Below are 19,283 nucleotides of genomic sequence, written 5' to 3' on the forward strand. Positions count from 1 at the left end.
GCGTTACACCCTGACTGCTGTGGGCTTGAGAACGAGGCCCTGTGTTCTGAATGTGAGCACAAGGATGAGGATGAGGAAGGCCACGCCGTCGCGGAGTCCGGAGGCGATATAGCCGGCAACGTAGGCCTCGATCACGCCGAGCAGCAGCGCGCCGACGATGGCCGCGCGGAAGGACGAGAACCCGCCGAGGATCGCGGCCACGAAGCCCTTGAGGCCAAGCAGCAGGCCTCCAGACCAGATCGACAGCGCTATGGGCGAGGACACAACGCCCACCACACCCCCGACGAATCCGGCGATTGCGAAGGCGAGGACGGATGCCATCACGGGTGAGATTCCCACGATCTTGGCGGCGATGGGTTGCTCTGCGCAGGCGCGCAAGGCTTTGCCCCAGCGGCTCTTTTCGTAGAAGAGCATGATGCCGCCGCCGACGACGATGAGGGCGCCGAGCATCCAGATCTCCTGGGAGCGAATGCTCACCCCGCCGATGAGCACATTCTCCCCGGGAAAACGCGGCATTCCTCGGGCTTCCGGCCCCCACAGCAGCAACATGCCGGCCTGGAGCATGATCGACACGCTGAGCGTGACGATCATGGAAAACAGGGTTGTCAGGTTCTTCACCCGGGCGATGATCAAACGCTCAACGGCGATTGCGACCAGGGTCACCGAGAAAATCGCCACGAGAATCGCCAGGAATAGTGGCATACCGGCCGCCGTCAACCATGCGCCGCCGATGCCCGCGAGCATCGCAAATTCGCCCTGCGCAATGTTCACGACATGCCGCACGGTGTAGACGGCGATCAGGCCGACGGCAAGCAGGGCGTACACAGATCCCTGTGAAAGCCCTGCCACCGTCAGCTGCAGGAAGTCGGTGAGCACGTCAGTCCTTGAGGAGGGTCCAGCGGCCGCCCTGCGCCTCAGCGAGGATCAGTGCGGATGCCGTGAGGCCCGAGTGGTTGTCCGGGGTCATTTTGTAGACTCCGGAAATTCCGGTGAATTCGGTCTTCTCGAGTTCATCGCGCAGTGCGTTCGCATCGGTGCCGGCGTTTTCAATCGCGTTGACCGCGATGTGCCAGGCGTCGTACGCGTGGCCGCCGAAGGTGGAGGGCTGCTCGCCGTACGCCTCGTTGTAGTCGGCCTGGAACTGTTCGATGACCGGGCGCTGGGGGTTGTCGGCATCGAGCTGCTCGGTGACGAGCAGACGACCCATCGCCGCGATGACGCCGTTGGCCGCGTCACCGGCTGCGTCGAAGAACGCCTGGTTGGCGATGCCGTGCGACTGGTAAACCGGCTTGTTCACGCCCAGCTGAACGTAGGCCTTCTGTGCCAGTCCAGCCGCGGGATTGATTCCCCAGATGATGACGGCATCGGCGTCGGAGGAGCGCACGTTCGTCATCTGCGGGGTGAAGTCCGTCGCGCTCGGCTCGAAGGACTCGGTTGTCACGAGCGTGATGCCGCGTTCGGCTCCGAGCTCGGTGATGTAGTCAGCGATCCCCTCGCCGAACCCGGTGGCGTCGCGGACGAGGGCCAGCTTCGTGTAGCCCTTCTTCTCGGCGTCGTTGAGGATGGTCTCGAGCACGGTGTTGTCGTTCTGCGTGGTCTTGAAGACCCATTTGGAGTCTGCGACGATGGCCACGTTCGCGGCCACGGAAATCATCGGAATCTCTGCGGCTTCAGCCAGGGGTCGCATGGCGAGGCTGGGACCGGTGCGCGAGGCTCCGATGATCAAGTCGACTCCCTCGCTCTCGATGAGCTTGGCGGTGGCCTTGGCAGCGCCGTCCTCGGTGGACTGGTTGTCGACGATGATCAGTTCGACATCACGTCCGTTGATGCCGCCGTCGGCCTTCAGTTGATCGGCGAGCATCGTGAGCGTGTTTTGTTCAGGCACGCCCAGGCTGGCGCCGACACCGGTGATGTCGAGCACGGCACCGATCTTGATCGGGCCGTCGTCCGCCGACGAGTCTCCATCACTGGAGCCGCCGAGGTTGGACGTGCTGCATCCGGCAAGTACCAGGGCGGACGCGATGACCACGGGAAGGAAAAGGCGCATTCGAGACTGTTTCACTGAAAATCTCCTCTTTGAGAATGGGTAAGGAATTAGTGACCGAACAGTCGGTAACTAAACCTTCACAACACACAGTACAAGTCGCGGGAAGCCTGCCACAAGCGATTCAGGCTCGATAACGTAACAACTCAGTGACAGTTCGCGGGCGGTCAGGCCAGGAGCTCGCGAATATCGGAGGCGGTGAGCGCTGTTGCGCGAGCGGCGCCATCCGTCATCACACTCTCGAACAGGGCCGCCTTGGTGGCCTTGAGCGCCATGACCTTCTCCTCGATGGTGTCCTTCGACACCAGCCGGTAGACCATGACGTGCTTCGTCTGGCCGATGCGGTGCACTCGGTCAACGGCCTGAGCCTCGGTCGCCGGGTTCCACCACGGATCCAGCAGAATCACGTAGTCCGCTTCGGTGAGGTTGAGTCCGAACCCTCCGGCCTTCAGGCTGATCAGGAACACCGAGGTATCGCCGTCCTTGAAATCGCTGATCGCCTTGGCCCGGTTGCGTGTCTTGCCGTCGAGGTAGGAGTAGCTGATTCCCGCCGCGTCGAGCCGGTCACGCGCCTTGCCGAGGTACTGCGTGAACTGGCTGAAGATCAGCGTGCGGTGCCCCTCGGCCACGGTGTCTTCCAGAAGTTCGAGCAGGGCATCGAGCTTGGTCGACGGAATATTGTCGTACTTCCGGTCGTACAGGCTCGCGTCGAGGCTCAGCTGGCGCAGCATGGTGAGCGAGCGAAAGATCTCGAACCGGTTGGCGTTCATGTTGTCGATGAGCCCGAGCACCTTCTGCCGTTCCCGGGCGAGGTGCATGTCGTACACCCTGCGGTGCTTGGGATGCAGGTCGAGCTCAAGCACCTGCTCCTGCTTCTCGGGCAGGTCACCGGCGACTTGGTCCTTGGTGCGTCGCAGCATGAACGGACGGATGCGACGGCGCAGTTGCCCGAGCCGCTCGCCGTCCCCGTCGGTTTCGATCGGTTTGCGGTAATAGTCCGTGAATCGGGCGGGGCTCGGGAACAGCCCGGGCGCCGTGATCGACAGCAGCGACCACAGCTCCATGAGGTTGTTCTCCATCGGGGTGCCGGTGATGGCGAGCTTGAACGGGGCATTGAGGCGACGCGCGCACTGGTGCGCCTTCGCCTGGTGGTTCTTCACGAATTGGGCCTCGTCGAGCAGCAGCCCGGCCCAGCCGATTGCGTTGTACTCGTCGAAGTCGAGTCGGAACAAGGTGTAGCTCGTGATCACGACGTCCGCTCCCTCGCTCAGGGACGCCAAGGATTCGCCGCGCTTGCCGGCCGTTTGACTGACCGTGGCCACGCTGAGGCCGGGTGCGAAGCGGGCGCACTCGGTGGCCCAGTTCGAGACCACACTCGTGGGGGCGACGACGAGGAACGGCAACCGGGGTCCGGTGCCGTCTGACGGGTTGTCGCGGGCATGGGCGATGAGCGCAATGGCCTGCAGGGTCTTTCCGAGGCCCATGTCATCGGCGAGCACGCCGCCGAGCCCGTGGTCATAGAGAAAGCTGAGCCAGTCAAAACCGGCCTGCTGGTACCCACGCAATGTGGCATGCACCAGCGGGGACAGCGGGCGCTCGTCGATCTGCGTCGCGTCGGTCAGGCCGGCGATGGCGCTGCGCCAGGTCGCCGCCTGTTGGGCGACAACGCCAAGTTCCTGCAGTTCTTCCCACAGGTCGGCCTGGAAGCGGCTCAGCCCGAGCGAGTCAGAGGAGGCATCCTGCAGCCCGCGGGCCTCCTCGATGAGGGCGCGCAGCTGATGCAGCTCGGGCCGGTCGAGGCTGAAGTATGTGCCGGTGGGCAGGATCATCAGTTCCTGCTCGGAAGCGAGCGCACGGAACAATTCGTCGAACGGAATCTCTTCGGCATCGATGCTCACCGTGACGTCAAGGTTGAACCAGTCGCGGCTGTCTGCGCGAGCGCTCGTGGCCAGGCTGATCACCGGCGCCTCGTCGGCCTCCCGGTAGCTCGGCGCGCCTTCGGCCACCACGACACTCACGTCGGGGAGGACCCGCAATGCCGGCAGCAGCGTGTCGAGAAAGGCGATCATGGCGGAGCCCTCGAGGCTGGATCGCGCGTTCAACCTCGGGCGTCCTCGGTATTCCGGAGCCAGCGTGGGAAAGGCCGCGAGGGAAGAATCGAGAACCTGCAGGATGGCGGTCTCTGCGGCGTCGTCCCGGTAGCCGGTGTCGCTCGCCGAACGCCACAGACCCAGGCGATAGCGCTCACGACCGCGCGCTGTGACATCGGGTTCGGAAACGCCGGTGTCGTCCGCGACCTCGGCGGCGGTGAGGTAGCGCCACTGCCACAGGAGCTCAACGCGGTGGCCGGCCTGGTGGGTGACGTCGAGCACGAGCTCGGGGTGCGGGGTCTCCGGCAGGGTGTATGAGCCGTCGTGGCTCGTGAGCGCAAGCTGCTGCCGCAGCGTCGGGTAGTAGTCGGCGACGAAGGCGGGCTCATCATTCACCGGAATCAGCAGCGGGTCCTGTGCCGTTGCGAGAGCGCGCACCTCAGCGCTTACCCGGTGCGCGAGGGGCGCCAGCGTGAGATTCGTCACGGTGTCGTCATCGAGATCTACCGCGTTGGACCAGGTGAAGATCCCGTGTGCCGGCTCCCCGATGAAGCCGAATTCGCGGCGCCGGAGCCGCACGGTGTCCAGCACCACCAGGGGTGTGAGTGTCAGGCCTGCCTCGGTGCGGCTGATGTCGAGTTCCAGTGCGGCATCCGCAGTGCTCAAGACCACGGCGGACTGGGCGGCCTTGGTGGAAACCAGCGGGAGGCCGCTAGCCTCGGCCTCGCCGAGCAGCTCCCAGAGCGCGCGGTTTGCGAAGCCGTCGAGGTGGATCCACTGATCCGCATACGTGTAGAAGCGCGAACCCGCCGAGTACAGCGCATAGATGGCGCTCAGAATTTTGCGATGCTCAGGAACGAACGAGCCAGGCAGATACGACACGTTGTCCCACGTGATGTTGCCCCGAATCCACTTGCCCTTCTTGCCCATCACCATGGGGCGCGCGCCCAGTCGCTGCGGCTGCGGACCACGGGCGGCCGAAAAACGCGTGGCGTTGGGCGGCTCGAGCAGGTCGAACTGCAGGGCCAGCGCCGTGGCGGTGGACTCATCCTCGCGCTGGCGGGTGATCGCCCCGAGCGCGGCCTGCCAAGCCGGGGGAGCCGGCGGCCCCGGGGTCGACTCGAACACGGGCATCCGTCGGTCGCCGAGCGCACGCCCGGTACCGCGCGGCGGCTGGCTGGTCTCCGGCGCGCTTGCGCTCGTAATCAACAGCGCGGCCACGTGCTTGCAATTGGTCTTCATGGGGCAGGTGCACACACCGGATGCCCGCAGAACGGCGCCCGTTGAGCTGAGTGTGAATGACACGGTCACGGCATACGGCTCGCGGTTCGTACCCTGCACGTTGCCGAACAGCTGCGTGCCGTTGCCGAACCAGGATCTGGACGTGACGTGACCGTTGCGGGCATAGCGTTCGCCGCGGGAAAACGACTGGCTGCCGACGAGTCGTGCAATCTCGTGTGTGCTGAGGGAATGCGCCATAGGTATGAAGGACTCCAGTCTTTGGGCAACCTCTATTGTCGCACCTTTGATCCGAATCGTTTCTCGGCGCGCGTCGGTGAACAGCGCCCAGCGATGGCGGGGGAGCCGGGGAGAGGGATACAGTTGAGCGAATTCGCCGCAACTCGGGAGGAACCGCGATGCAAGCCGGACAGCAACCGTCACAGGAAAAAGCCAAGTCGGCGTTGGAGCTCTACGGAGTCAACCTCACCGACATCGCGAAAAGCGGCAAGCTCGACCCGGTGATCGGCCGCGACGCGGAGATTCGCCGGATCAGCCAGGTGCTCACCCGGCGCACCAAGAACAACCCGGTGCTGATCGGCGAACCCGGAGTGGGTAAAACGGCCGTAGTAGAGGGGCTCGCGCAACGCATCGTGGCCGGCGACGTTGCCGAATCCCTCAAGGACAAACAGCTCGTAGCACTCGACCTGGCCGCGCTCGTGGCGGGAGCCAAGTACCGCGGAGAGTTCGAGGAGCGGCTGAAGGCCGTGTTGAAGGAGATCAACGACGCCGACGGTCAGATCATCACCTTCGTCGACGAACTGCACACGCTCATGGGCGCGGGCGGCGGCGAGGGGTCCGTGGCAGCGTCCAACATGCTCAAGCCCATGCTGGCCCGTGGTGAACTGCGCCTCATCGGGGCGACAACCCTCAACGAATACCGGGAATTCATTGAAAAGGACGCCGCCCTGGAGCGTCGCTTCCAACCGGTGCTCGTGGACGAGCCGTCGGTCGAGGACACCGTCGCCATTCTCCGCGGCCTCAAGGAACGATACGAAGCCCACCACAAGGTGACCATCGCCGACGCGGCGCTCGTGGCCGCGGCATCCCTGTCCAACCGGTACATCACCGCTCGCCAGCTGCCGGACAAGGCCATCGACCTCATCGACGAGGCCGCAAGCCGGCTGCGGATGGAGATTGATTCCTCGCCGGTGGAGATCGACGAACTTCGACGTGGCGTCGACCGGCTCAAGTTGGAGGAGCTCGCCCTCAAGAAGGAGAAGGACGACGCCTCAAAGGCGCGGCTGGAGAAGCTGCGAGCCGACCTCTTGGAACGCCAGGAGGTCCTGGCCGACCTGCAGGTGCGCTGGGACAAGGAACGCGCATCGCTCAACCGCATCGGCGAGCTCAAGGAACGCCTGGACTCCGCGCGCAGCAACGCTGATCGCGCCCAGCGCGAAGGAAACCTCGAGAAGGCGTCCCGGTTGCTCTACGGCGACATTCCCGTGATGGAACGCGAACTCGGAGCCGCCGAAAAGGAAGAGTCCGACGGCCCGCGCATGGTCAACGACCAGGTCGCCGCCGAAGATATTGCCGCGGTTGTCGCCGCCTGGACCGGGATTCCCGTGGGTCGACTGCTGCAGGGCGAGACCGAAAAACTGCTGAGCCTCGAGCAGGAACTCGGCCACCGCCTCATCGGGCAGAAGCCCGCCGTTCGTGCGGTCGCCGACGCCGTGCGGCGCTCCCGTGCTGGCATCTCCGATCCCGACCGTCCCACCGGCTCCTTCCTCTTCCTCGGACCCACCGGCGTCGGCAAGACCGAGTTGGCCAAGGCGCTCGCCGAGTTTCTCTTCGACGACGAAAAGGCCATGGTTCGCATTGACATGAGCGAGTACGGCGAGAAATTCTCCGTGTCCCGCCTCGTCGGGGCGCCTCCCGGCTACGTCGGCTACGAGCAGGGCGGCCAGCTCACCGAGGCGGTGCGGCGACGACCCTATTCCGTCATCCTCTTCGACGAGGTGGAGAAGGCGCACCCCGAGGTGTTCGATGTGCTCCTGCAGGTGCTCGACGACGGCCGGCTCACGGACGGTCAGGGCCGTACGGTCGACTTTCGCAACAGCATCCTCGTACTCACCTCAAACCTCGGCTCCCAGATTCTCGTCGACCCGACACTGTCGACCGAGCAGAAGGAGGAAGCGGTGCAGCAACTGGTGCGCCAGGCCTTCAAGCCCGAGTTCGTCAACCGCCTCGACGACATCGTGATCTTCTCGACCCTCAGCACCGATGAACTCGGTGAAATCGTCGAACTGTACGTCGACCGCCTGCAGCGCCGACTCGGTGAGCGTCGTCTTGAGCTCGCTGTGACCCCGGATGCCCGCCGCTGGCTCGCCGACGAGGGCTACGATCCCATCTATGGCGCTCGTCCACTTCGGCGCCTCATGCAGCGGGAGATCGACGACCGGCTCGCCCGGGCACTGCTCGCGGGAGACATTCGCGACGGGGACCGGGTGCTCGTCGAACTGGCAGCGGACGGCGGATCACTCATGGTCGCAACAGCCTCTCTTGAGGATGCCGCCCCCGGCGACCTCGACGACCTGTTCTGAGCCGGGCGTACAGGAGGCGTACAGGAGGCGCACCGGAACCGCACAGAACCGCGGGATAGGGTCAATTCATGCTTGCAACTGTTATTCATGGAGAACGTGACGTGCGCCTCGAAGAGGTCCCCGATCCCGTACTGTCCACCGGCGGCGACGCCATCGTGCGCGTCGTCGCCGCGTGTGTCTGCGGATCAGACCTGTGGCCCTATCGCGGCGTGGCCCCCACCAAGGAACCCCACCGCATCGGACACGAATTCGTAGGTGTCGTAGAAGAAATCGGCGCGGACGTCTCCACGATCAAGGTCGGCGACTTCGTCATCGCCCCGTTCTACGACTGTGACAACACCTGCGTGAACTGCCAGAACGGCGTCAGCACCTCCTGCCTCAAAGGCGCCTGGTGGGGTTCCGACGACAAGATCGGCGGCTTCGCCGACGGCGCTCAGGGCGAACGCGTTCGTGTGCCCCACGCCGACGGGTCGCTCGTGGCCACGCCCGAGCAGCCCGACGACGCACTCGTTCCGAGCCTGCTCACCCTCGCCGACGTGATGGGGACCGGGCACCACGCGGCCGTCTCCGCCGGCGTCACCGCGGGCAGCACTGTCGTCGTCGTCGGCGACGGAGCCGTCGGACTCTGCGCCGTGCTTGCGAGCAAGCGCCTCGGCGCCGCACGAATCATCGCCATGTCGCGTCACGCCGACCGTCAGGCCGTCGCCCGGGAGTTCGGAGCCACCGACATCGTGGAGCTGCGCGGAGACGAAGGAGTGGCCCGCGTACACGAGATGCTCGAAGGCATCGGCGCGGACTGCGTGCTTGAGTGCGTCGGCACCGAGGAATCGATGGACCAGGCCATTCGGTCGACCCGACCCGGCGGAATGGTCGGCTATGTCGGCGTGCCGAACGGCGGCCCGGTGCTGCCCGTGCGCGCCCTATTCAGCAACAACGTCGGCGTCAACGGAGGCGTCGCATCCGTTCGCAGCTATGTCGAAGAGCTGCTGCCCGAGGTGCTCTCTGGCGCCCTGAACCCGGGCCGTGTCTTCGACCTGGAGCTTTCTCTGGCCGAGGTTGCCGAGGCCTATGCGGCCATGGACGAGCGTCGCGCCATCAAGGTGCTGCTCCGCCCGTAGGAACAGCCGGAAACGATGCGCGCCGCGCAGGTCACCCGGGAAGGAACACTGTGAACCAACCGTTCCTGTGGGGAGGCCTGCTGGCCTTCGCCGTGGCCGCCGGAAGTGTTCGATTCGTCGTGGGGTACCCGCTGTTGCGTCGCCGTTCCGTGCGCGTGGGCCCGGTTGGGGCGGCCGTGGCCGCGGTCAGTGCCCTGGCGCTGGTCTTCCACTGCGCGGCGATGTTCTTCGTGCCATGGATCGACGCGGTGCCGCTTCTGCAGGCCCCGGCCGACATGGTTCGCGCCCTGGGCCTGGGGAGCCACATTGCCTACTGGGCCCCGGCTGCAGCCCTGGTGGCCGCCTGGCGGCGCGTCTGGTGGCCGGTCCTCGCGGCGATCGTGATCACCCTCGCGGGGGTGGGTGTGACCATGTACTGGCCGTATTCGCTCGTGGTGCACCTCGCGTGGCTCACGGCTCTGATCATCGTCGGATCGTTGATTCCAACACTGTTACTCCGTGGGCCACGCGCCGCGGCATAGCCGACTTAGTCGTTGATCAGCAGCAGCTCCGTGAGGGGCTTGCGGATGCGCGGTGCGATCTCTCGTTCGAGCAGGGCCGGGGAGAGAGCCGATGCGTCACCCAGAACACCGAGGGTCGTGACCGTAACGACGACCTGGTTCGCGGCCAAACCGAAAGCCTCGGCCAGGGCTACGCCGTCGAAACCGCCGAGCTGATGGGTGTGCAGCCCCTCGTGCTGCGCCTGAATGCTGAGGTGTGCCACGGCCTGGCCCACGTCGTAGCGCGTCCATGGACTCTCCTGGGCCACTCCGGTTTCGGAATCAACGGGCAGCTCCGCCACGTTGGCGATGAGCACGGATGCGGAATCGGCCCAAGTCTGGTTGAAGCCCATGAGGCTGTCGTGGATCGTGTCGAAGCTCTTCGAGCCGCGACGGGCGACGATGAACCGGGTCGGCTGAACGTTGCTGGCCGACGGAGACCAGCGCGCGGCCTCGAGCACCGTCGTCAACGCAGCCTCGTCCACGACGGCGGTCGCGTCGAAGCCGCGCGGACTCCAGCGCTCGGCCAGAATCGGAATCAGCGGCGCATCGGTGTCGGCGCGGCGATTGTGGGTATCAGTGACGAGGCTCATGGGTCAGTTCCTTGGTCGAGGCGAATGTGCGGGGCAACGCTGACCCACCCACCGCAACCACGGATGCCGCCGGCTCATTCCCGCGCGCGGCATCCGTCCGGCGGTTCCTCAGCCGCGCATCAGCGTGGCGCGAACCTCTCTGCGGAGTACCTTTCCGATCAGCGACCGCGGCAGGTCGGCGACGTCCACGATGCGACGCGGAATCTTATAGGCCGACAGCCGCGTGCGGCAGTACTCGCGCACCGCCTCCACATCCAGAACCGAGCCGTCAACCAGAACGACCGCCGCGACGATGTCCTCGCCGCCGGAGGCGCTGGGGAGCCCGACAACGGCGGCATCGACAACGTCGGGGTGGCTGAGCAAGGCTGCCTCGACCTCGGAGGGCGCCACGTTGAAACCACCCGAAATGATGAGTTCCTTCATGCGGTCGACGACGGTGATGAAGCCGTCCGCCGAGACCCGCACGATGTCGCCGGTTCGCAACCAGCCGTCCGGCAACAACACCTGCGCGGTTTCGCTCGGTCGATCCCAGTAGCCGGAGAAGATCTGCGGTCCGCGCAACAGCAGCTCACCCTCTTCTTCGAACTCCAGATCGACGAGGGGGTCGGACGGGGCGACGACGCGGATCTCCGTACTCGGGAAGGGAACGCCAACCGTTCCCGGCCTCCGGCTCGGCCCCATCGGGTTACCGGTGGCGATCGGCGACGACTCCGTCATGCCGTACCCCTCCACGAGCAGCCCGCCGGTAGCGCCCTCCCACCGTTCCACGATGGACACCGGCAGATTCATCGCACCGGAAATAGCGAAGCGAATGCCCTTGAGACTCGTCTTTCGTGCGGCGGCCGCGGTGACCAGCCGGTCATAGATGGGGGGAACCGCCGGCAGGAACGTGGGCGGAGCGTGGCGGGCGGCATCGAGAACGAGCTTCTCGTCGAATTTGGGGAACAGCACCAGCCGCGCCCCCATGCTCATGGCGAAGGTGAGGCACAGGGTGAGCCCGTAGGCGTGGAACATGGGAAGTACGGCGTACACCGTTTCATCGCCGGGACGCAGCCCCGGAACCCAGGCGGCACCCTGTGCTGCGTTTGCGCGCAGGTTGTAGTGGCTGAGCATGGCGCCCTTGGGTGTGCCGGTGGTGCCGCTTGTGTATTGCAGCACGGCCGTGTCGGTGAGTGACGGCCGCGGATGCGAGCGGTGCAGCCGTCGGGAGTCAGCGAGGGTGTCCCAGGGGGTCGAACCCTTGACGGTGCCGGACGTGAGCGCGGCGCGCGCTGTTTTCGCCTTCCTGACGGGAAGCTTCAGGGCGAGGCGTTTGCCGAGGGGCATCGCCTGGATGAGGTCAACGGTGACCACCTCCGTGACGCCCATGTCTTTGGGGAAGGACCGCACGCTGTCGTAAACCTTGTCCCACACGATGGCCACGCGCGCGCCATGATCCTCGAACTGGTGGCGCAACTCGCGATCGGTGTACAGCGGATTGTGCTCGACGACGATCGCGCCGAGGCGCAACACCGCATAGAACGCGACCACATGCTGCGGGCAGTTCGGCAGCACGAGGGCAACCCGGTCGCCCGGGCTCACCCCCAGCTTGCGGAGTCCGTTCGCCACCCGGCTGATCTGTTCGCGGAGCTCCTCATAACTGGTCGTCGCCCCGAAGAAGTCGAGCGCGATGTGTCGCCCGTAGCGCTTGGCCGAGGCCTCCATCATGTCGCTGAGCGTTTCCGTGGGCTCGGTGATCTCATGCGGAACGCCCGGCGCGTAGGCAGCGAGCCACGGGCGGTCGGAGAACGCGTTCACGAGGCGACGAGCTCACGTTTGAGAGCGGCGACGAACGCATCGATGTCTTCTTCGCTCGTGTCAAAACCGCACATCCATCGCACCTCGCCGGTCTGCGCGTCCCAGTCGTAGAAGCGGAAGCTTTGGCGGAGCCGGTCGGCAATGCCGAGCGGCAGCCGAGCGAAGACCGCATTGGACTGCGTTGCCTGCGTGAAACCGACGTTCGGGACCGAGCCATCTGCTGCACCCGCCTCGAGTGCGTCCCGCAGCCGCCGCGCCATGGCGTTGGCGTGGCTCGCGTTGCGCAGCCACAGTTCGTTGCTCAGCAGGGCAACGAGCTGAGCCGAAATGAACCGCATTTTCGACGACAGCTGCATGTTGGTCTTGCGCAGGTACTTCAACCCGGTGGATGCCGCCGGGTTGAGTACCACAATGCACTCGCCGAGCATCATGCCGTTCTTGGTGCCGCCGAAACTGAGCACATCGACGCCGGCGTCGCGGGTGAATGCACGCAGGGGAACCCCGAGGGAGGCGGCGGCGTTGCTGATGCGGGCGCCGTCCATGTGCAGGGTCATGCCCTTCTCATGCACGTGATCAGCGATGGCCCGCACCTCCGCCACGGTGTAGGCGGTACCCAGCTCGGTGCTCTGCGTGATCGAGACCACGAGGGGTTGGGCGCGGTGCTCGTCGCCCCAGCCCCATGCCTCCTGGTCGATGAGGTCGGGAGTGAGCTTGCCGTCGGGGGTGACGATGGGCAACAACTTGAAGCCGCCCACATACTCGGGAGCGCCGCCTTCATCCGAGTTGATGTGCGCGGTGGACGTGCAGATCACCGCGCCCCAGCGGGGGAGCATCGACTGCAAGCCGATCACGTTTGCGCCGGTGCCGTTGAAGACGGGGAAGGCTTCGACGCCCTCGCCGAACTGTTCAACGAACACCTCCTGTAGGCGCGTCGTATAAACGTCCTCGCCGTACGCCACCTGGTGGGCACCGTTTGCCTGCACGATCGCCTCGAGAATCTCGGGGTGAATGCCGGAGTAGTTGTCAGAAGCGAAACCGCGCAGGGTCAAATCATGGAGTTGAGTCACCCCCCTATTGTTCCGCACCTTTCTGCACTCCGGCCCATGGCGTTCCGAGCGTATGGAAGATCGGCGTCGGGGGTGCGGCGCGCCCGGGATGTGGGGGATTGGGGGTGGATTTGCGTGGCCTGGGGAATGGCCGTAATGTCTTCTAAGTCACCCCACAGGTGCGGAAAGCTGCTTAGCTTTTCGGCCTCATGCGGGACCATCTCGACGCCGTGAAGACAGCCGTTGTTCATCTTGTATGAACGTTGTCTCGTGGTTAGAATTGTAAGTCTCCCATCTCGCTGGTTTCCAGGTCTGAGTCGTGGGTTTTGTGGTGTGCTTCGGCGGCTGCGAAACCGGCGTTTCGCTCGACTTGACAGCGGCGAGCAGGGTGGCTAAGTTAGACAAGTTGCCTCAGCGAGAGTGCCCGTTAGGGTGTGAAGCTGGGTGCGTCCGATCCTTGAGAACTCAACAGCGTGCACAATGTCAAATGCCAAATACCTCGTGGTTGTTGTCCCGTTTCTAGCGGGTACGCAGCCGGGAGATTCCTTTGGAATATGAATTGAAAGTCGTGGTTTCGATCACGCAAAATAACAAAAGCAAGTCAGTAATGATTTGTTCTTGCTAGTTTCAAACTTGCATCTTGTTCGCCTATTCCGGCGGCTTGGTGCACTAGATGGGCACTCGATTTCGGTTGGGTAGCTATTCAAACATTTACGGAGAGTTTGATCCTGGCTCAGGACGAACGCTGGCGGCGTGCTTAACACATGCAAGTCGAACGGTGATGAGGAGCTTGCTTCTTTGATCAGTGGCGAACGGGTGAGTAACACGTGAGCAATCTGCCCTTGACTCTGGGATAACTGCGGGAAACTGTAGCTAATACCGGATACGACCTTGGAAGGCATCTTCTGGGGTGGAAAGAATTTTGGTCAAGGATGAGCTCGCGGCCTATCAGCTAGTTGGTGAGGTAATGGCTCACCAAGGCGACGACGGGTAGCCGGCCTGAGAGGGTGACCGGCCACACTGGGACTGAGACACGGCCCAGACTCCTACGGGAGGCAGCAGTGGGGAATATTGCACAATGGGCGCAAGCCTGATGCAGCAACGCCGCGTGAGGGACGAAGGCCTTCGGGTTGTAAACCTCTTTTAGTAGGGAAGAAGTGACTGGGTTTTCCTGGAAGTGACGGTACCTGCAGAAAAAGCACCGGCTAACTACGTGCCAGCAGCCGCGGTAATACGTAGGGTGCAAGCGTTGTCCGGAATTATTGGGCGTAAAGAGCTCGTAGGCGGTTTGTTGCGTCTGCTGTGAAAACCCGAGGCTCAACCTCGGGCCTGCAGTGGGTACGGGCAGACTAGAGTGCGGTAGGGGAGATTGGAATTCCTGGTGTAGCGGTGGAATGCGCAGATATCAGGAGGAACACCAATGGCGAAGGCAGATCTCTGGGCCGTAACTGACGCTGAGGAGCGAAAGCATGGGGAGCGAACAGGATTAGATACCCTGGTAGTCCATGCCGTAAACGTTGGGAACTAGATGTGGGGACCATTCCACGGTCTCCGTGTCGCAGCTAACGCATTAAGTTCCCCGCCTGGGGAGTACGGCCGCAAGGCTAAAACTCAAAGGAATTGACGGGGGCCCGCACAAGCGGCGGAGCATGCGGATTAATTCGATGCAACGCGAAGAACCTTACCAAGGCTTGACATATACCGGAAACGGCTGGAAACAGTCGCCCCGCAAGGTCGGTATACAGGTGGTGCATGGTTGTCGTCAGCTCGTGTCGTGAGATGTTGGGTTAAGTCCCGCAACGAGCGCAACCCTCGTCCTATGTTGCCAGCACGTAATGGTGGGAACTCATGGGATACTGCCGGGGTCAACTCGGAGGAAGGTGGGGATGACGTCAAATCATCATGCCCCTTATGTCTTGGGCTTCACGCATGCTACAATGGCCGGTACAAAGGGCTGCAATACCGCAAGGTGGAGCGAATCCCAAAAAGCCGGTCTCAGTTCGGATTGAGGTCTGCAACTCGACCTCATGAAGTCGGAGTCGCTAGTAATCGCAGATCAGCAACGCTGCGGTGAATACGTTCCCGGGCCTTGTACACACCGCCCGTCAAGTCATGAAAGTCGGTAACACCCGAAGCCGGTGGCCAAACCCGTAAGGGATGGAGCTGTCGAAGGTGGGATCGGTGATTAGGACTAAGTCGTAACAAGGTAGCCGTACCGGAAGGTGCGGCTGGATCACCTCCTTTCTAAGGAGCACGTGCAATCCCGTCTGTATACAGCGGAATACGGTTGCCAGTCATACGGAAACGAACGTTTTCGATGGCGCTCATGGGTGGAACATTGACATTGATGTAAGAACGGCCAGTTCGGTTCAAGTACGCTTCTTCGGAGGTTGGAAAAGATTGGGGTGGAGAGACTTGCATGAGCACGCTGTTGGGTCCTGAGGGACCGGAACGGATCACTTCGGTGGTTTGGACCTTCCTCTGGACTTCTTGTTGTGGGCATTAATCGCCGGCTTCGAGGGGTACCGCCCGTACTTTGAGAACTACACAGTGGACGCGAGCATCTTAAATTTGTGGGACTTCGGTCCCCAAATTACAAAGATCTAAGCAATTAGATCATTGGTCAATTTCTGCCGCGAATTTATTCGTGGCACCAATCGATTCAAACTCATGTGATTTCAAATTTTTAAGAGCAAACGGTGAATGCCTTGGCATGTAGAGCCGAAGAAGGACGTAGTAATCTGCGATAAGCCTCGGGGAGTTGATAAACGAACTGTGATCCGAGGATGTCCGAATGGGGAAACCCCGCCAGGCCCGTGAGGTGACCTGGTGACTCCCGCCTGAATATATAGGGCGGGTAGAGGGAACGTGGGGAAGTGAAACATCTCAGTACCCACAGGAAGAGAAAACAATAGTGATTCCGTTAGTAGTGGCGAGCGAACCCGGATGAGGCTAAACCGATCATGTGTGATAGCCGGTAGGCGTTGCATGGTCGGGGTTGTGGGACTTTTCAGCTGATTCTACCGAATGGCAAGGGTTAGAGCGTTGTATAGACGAACAGGATTGAAAGCCTGGTCATAGAGGGTGCGAACCCCGTAGTCGAAATGCAGCAATCACCCGAAGAGTATCCCAAGTAGCACGGGGCCCGAGAAATCCCGTGTGAATCCGTCAGGACCACCTGATAAGCCTAAATACTCCTACATGACCGATAGTGAACAAGTACCGTGAGGGAAAGGTGAAAAGTACCCCGGGAGGGGAGTGAAATAGTACCTGAAACCGTTTGCTTACAATCCGTTGGAGCCAGTCTGATTCTGGTGACAGCGTGCCTTTTGAAGAATGAGCCTGCGAGTTAGTGATATGTGGCGAGCTTAACCCGAGAGGGGAATGCGTAGCGAAAGCGAGTCTGAATAGGGCGATTCAGTCGCATGTCCTAGACCCGAAGCGAAGTGATCTATCCATGGCCAGGTTGAAGCGACGGTAAGACGTCGTGGAGGACCGAACCCACTTCAGTTGAAAATGGAGGGGATGAGCTGTGGATAGGGGTGAAAGGCCAATCAAACTTCGTGATAGCTGGTTCTCTCCGAAATGCATTTAGGTGCAGCGTTGCGTGTTTCTTGCCGGAGGTAGAGCTACTGGATGGCCGATGGGGCCCAAAAGCTTACTGACGTCAGCCAAACTCCGAATGCCGGTAAGTGAGAGCGCAGCAGTGAGACGGTGGGGGATAAGCTTCATCGTCGAGAGGGAAACAACCCAGACCACCAACTAAGGTCCCAAAGCGCGTGCTAAGTGGGAAAGGATGTGGAGTTGCACAGACAACCAGGAGGTTGGCTTAGAAGCAGCCACCCTTGAAAGAGTGCGTAATAGCTCACTGGTCAAGTGATTCCGCGCCGACAATGTAACGGGGCTCAAGCACGCCACCGAAGTTGTGGCATTGATATTTTTGGTTAGCCGCACCCTTGTGGTGTTGGTTCAGCCGTGTTGATGGGTAGGAGAGCGTCGTGTGGCCAGCGAAGCGGCGGTGTAAACCAGCCGTGGAGGCCACACGAGTGAGAATGCAGGCATGAGTAGCGAAAGACGGGTGAGAAACCCGTCCTCCGAAAGATCAAGGGTTCCAGGGCCAGGCTAATCCGCCCTGGGTAAGTCGGGACCTAAGGCGAGGCCGACAGGCGTAGTCGATGGACAACGGGTTGATATTCCCGTACTGACGAAAAACCGCCCAAGCTAATCCAGTAATGCTAAGTATCTGAATCCCCTAGACCGATCCCTTCGGGGTGAGGCGTGGGGCCTAGCGTACGACCCTATTCTGGTGCGGTTAGCGTATTAACAGGTGTGACGCAGGAAGGTAGCTGAGCCGGGCGATGGTTGACCCGGTCTAAGGATGTAGGGCGAACGATAGGCAAATCCGTCGTTCATATAGCCTGAGACCCGATGGGTAGCCCGTAAGGGTGAAATCAGTGATCCTATGCTGCCGAGAAAAGCATCGACGCGAGGTTTTAGTCACCCGTACCCCAAACCGACTCAGGTGATCAGGTAGAGAATACTAAGGAGATCGAGAGAATCGTGGTTAAGGAACTCGGCAAAATGCCCCCGTAACTTCGGGAGAAGGGGGGCCTGAGGCGTGAACGGACTTGCTCCGGGAGCGTTCGAAGGCCGCAGAGACCAGTGGGAAGCGACTGTTTACTAAAAACACAGGTCCGTGCTAAGTCGCAAGACGATGTATACGGACTGACGCCTGCCCGGTGCTGGAAGGTTAAGAGGAACGGTTAGCCGCAAGGCGAAGCTGAGAATTTAAGCCCCAGTAAACGGCGGTGGTAACTATAACCATCCTAAGGTAGCGAAATTCCTTGTCGGGTAAGTTCCGACCTGCACGAATGGCGTAACGACTTCCCAGCTGTCTCAACCGCGAACTCGGCGAAATTGCATTACGAGTAAAGATGCTCGTTACGCGCAGCAGGACGGAAAGACCCCGTGACCTTTACTACAGCTTGGTATTGGTGTTCGGTGTGGCTTGTGTAGGATAGGTGGGAGACTTTGAAGCTTGGACGCTAGTTCAGGTGGAGTCATCGTTGAAATACCACTCTGGTCATATTGGATACCTAACTTCGAACCGTGATCCGGTTCAGGGACAGTGCCTGGTGGGTAGTTTAACTGGGGCGGTTGCCTCCTAAAAAGTAACGGAGGCGCCCAAAGGTTCCCTCAACCTGGTTGGCAATCAGGTGTCGAGTGTAAGTGCACAAGGGAGCTTGACTGTGAGACTGACAAGTCGAGCAGGGACGAAAGTCGGGACTAGTGATCCGGCAGTGGCTTGTGGAAGCGCTGTCGCTCAACGGATAAAAGGTACCTCGGGGATAACAGGCTGATCTTGCCCAAGAGTCCATATCGACGGCATGGTTTGGCACCTCGATGTCGGCTCGTCGCATCCTGGGGCTGGAGTAGGTCCCAAGGGTTGGGCTGTTCGCCCATTAAAGCGGTACGCGAGCTGGGTTTAGAACGTCGTGAGACAGTTCGGTCCCTATCCGCTGCGCGCGCAGGAAATTTGAGAAGATCTATCCCTAGTACGAGAGGACCGGGATGGACGAACCTCTGGTGTGTCAGTTGTTCCGCCAGGAGCACCGCTGATTAGCTACGTTCGGAATGGATAACCGCTGAAAGCATCTAAGCGGGAAGCCAGCTTCGAGATGAGATTTCCATCCCTTCGGGGGAGAGGCTCGCAGCTAGACTACTGCGTTGATAGGCCGGATGTGGAAGTGGGGACTAAAGACCCATGAAGCTGACCGGTACTAATAAGCCGATAATTTGATAACACTCAGTTTGAAGAAGCTGCTTTAGCGTCCACTATGTGGTTCTCGATGTACGGTCGAGAACAACCGCTTCTACGGAAGCACTATAACTAAAAAATATAGGTTCGAAACACGCATCACAGGTGTTTCGGCGGCTATAGCAAGAGGGAAACGCCCGGTCACATTCCGAACCCGGAAGCTAAGACTCTTTGCGCCGATGGTACTGCAGGGGGGACCCTGTGGGAGAGTAGGACACCGCCGGACTTAACTTAGCGACACACTAATGGCCACCCCGCACGGGGTGGCCATTTTTGCGTTAACCCGCCCGGTGCCGCCGGTGCCGCGGGTCGAGGCACGAGAGATCGAGACCAGGTGAGACGCCCCTGAGAGTGGAGTCGGGTCTGAGAACGGGGTGCGTGGTCTCGATCGCTCCTTCGTCGCGCCTCGACCAACGC

9 protein-coding genes and 3 rRNA genes are annotated in these 19,283 nt (G+C 61.8%); 6 read left to right on the plus strand and 6 right to left on the minus strand.

Annotated features, from left to right (window positions below; genetic code table 11):
• Positions 1-3: 3 nt before the first annotated feature.
• The 3 genes from AC1MB9_RS15225 to AC1MB9_RS15235 all read right to left on the minus strand — a co-directional run bounded on the left by AC1MB9_RS15225 (position 4) and on the right by AC1MB9_RS15235 (position 5,613).
• Positions 4-876 (minus strand): branched-chain amino acid ABC transporter permease, encoded by an 873-nt coding sequence (locus AC1MB9_RS15225; protein WP_479962759.1) that lies wholly within the window; start codon positions 874-876, stop codon positions 4-6.
• 1 nt (position 877) lies between these two features.
• Positions 878-2,062: an ABC transporter substrate-binding protein gene (locus AC1MB9_RS15230; RefSeq protein WP_479962760.1), complete on the minus strand. Its 1,185-nt coding sequence runs from the start codon at positions 2,060-2,062 to the stop codon at positions 878-880.
• 149 nt (positions 2,063-2,211) lie between these two features.
• Positions 2,212-5,613 carry a DEAD/DEAH box helicase gene (locus AC1MB9_RS15235; RefSeq protein WP_479962761.1) on the minus strand — a complete coding sequence of 1,134 codons (3,402 nt, stop codon included), beginning with the start codon at positions 5,611-5,613 and terminating at the stop codon, positions 2,212-2,214.
• A 158-nt stretch (positions 5,614-5,771) separates the two neighbouring features.
• Between AC1MB9_RS15235 and AC1MB9_RS15240 the strand changes: the two genes are divergently transcribed.
• The 3 genes from AC1MB9_RS15240 (at position 5,772) to AC1MB9_RS15250 (ending at position 9,594) form a co-directional block, all read left to right on the plus strand.
• The gene (locus tag AC1MB9_RS15240) at positions 5,772-7,955 is read left to right on the plus strand and encodes an ATP-dependent Clp protease ATP-binding subunit (RefSeq protein WP_479962762.1); all 2,184 of its coding nucleotides are present in this window, start codon (positions 5,772-5,774) and stop codon (positions 7,953-7,955) included.
• 68 nt (positions 7,956-8,023) lie between these two features.
• A complete protein-coding gene (locus AC1MB9_RS15245) occupies positions 8,024-9,073 on the plus strand; it encodes a zinc-dependent alcohol dehydrogenase family protein (RefSeq protein ID WP_479962763.1) in 1,050 nt (349 codons plus the stop codon).
• A gap of 50 nt (positions 9,074-9,123) precedes the next feature.
• Positions 9,124-9,594 carry a hypothetical protein gene (locus AC1MB9_RS15250; protein ID WP_479962764.1) on the plus strand — a complete coding sequence of 157 codons (471 nt, stop codon included), beginning with the start codon at positions 9,124-9,126 and terminating at the stop codon, positions 9,592-9,594.
• 5 nt (positions 9,595-9,599) lie between these two features.
• Here AC1MB9_RS15250 and AC1MB9_RS15255 read toward each other — a convergent pair whose 3' ends face one another.
• From AC1MB9_RS15255 to AC1MB9_RS15265, 3 genes are all read right to left on the minus strand, one after another.
• Positions 9,600-10,205: a nitroreductase family protein gene (locus AC1MB9_RS15255; RefSeq protein ID WP_479962765.1), complete on the minus strand. Its 606-nt coding sequence runs from the start codon at positions 10,203-10,205 to the stop codon at positions 9,600-9,602.
• A 108-nt stretch (positions 10,206-10,313) separates the two neighbouring features.
• A complete protein-coding gene (locus tag AC1MB9_RS15260; protein WP_479962766.1) occupies positions 10,314-12,002 on the minus strand; it encodes a long-chain-fatty-acid--CoA ligase in 1,689 nt (562 codons plus the stop codon).
• Positions 11,999-13,069 carry a threonine aldolase family protein gene (locus AC1MB9_RS15265; RefSeq protein WP_479962767.1) on the minus strand — a complete coding sequence of 357 codons (1,071 nt, stop codon included), beginning with the start codon at positions 13,067-13,069 and terminating at the stop codon, positions 11,999-12,001. Before AC1MB9_RS15265 ends, AC1MB9_RS15260 begins: the two co-directional genes overlap by 4 nt.
• A 689-nt stretch (positions 13,070-13,758) precedes the next feature.
• Here AC1MB9_RS15265 and AC1MB9_RS15270 point away from each other — a divergent pair.
• The 3 genes from AC1MB9_RS15270 (at position 13,759) to rrf (ending at position 19,092) form a co-directional block, all read left to right on the plus strand.
• Positions 13,759-15,292 (plus strand): 16S ribosomal RNA (locus tag AC1MB9_RS15270).
• 432 nt (positions 15,293-15,724) lie between these two features.
• Positions 15,725-18,852 (plus strand): 23S ribosomal RNA (locus AC1MB9_RS15275).
• Between the two features lie 123 nt (positions 18,853-18,975).
• A 5S ribosomal RNA gene (gene rrf / locus AC1MB9_RS15280) occupies positions 18,976-19,092 on the plus strand.
• Together the 16S, 23S and 5S rRNA genes form the textbook arrangement of a ribosomal RNA operon.
• Positions 19,093-19,283: the final 191 nt, after the last annotated feature.

This window comes from Cryobacterium sp. AP27 (assembly GCF_056680495.1).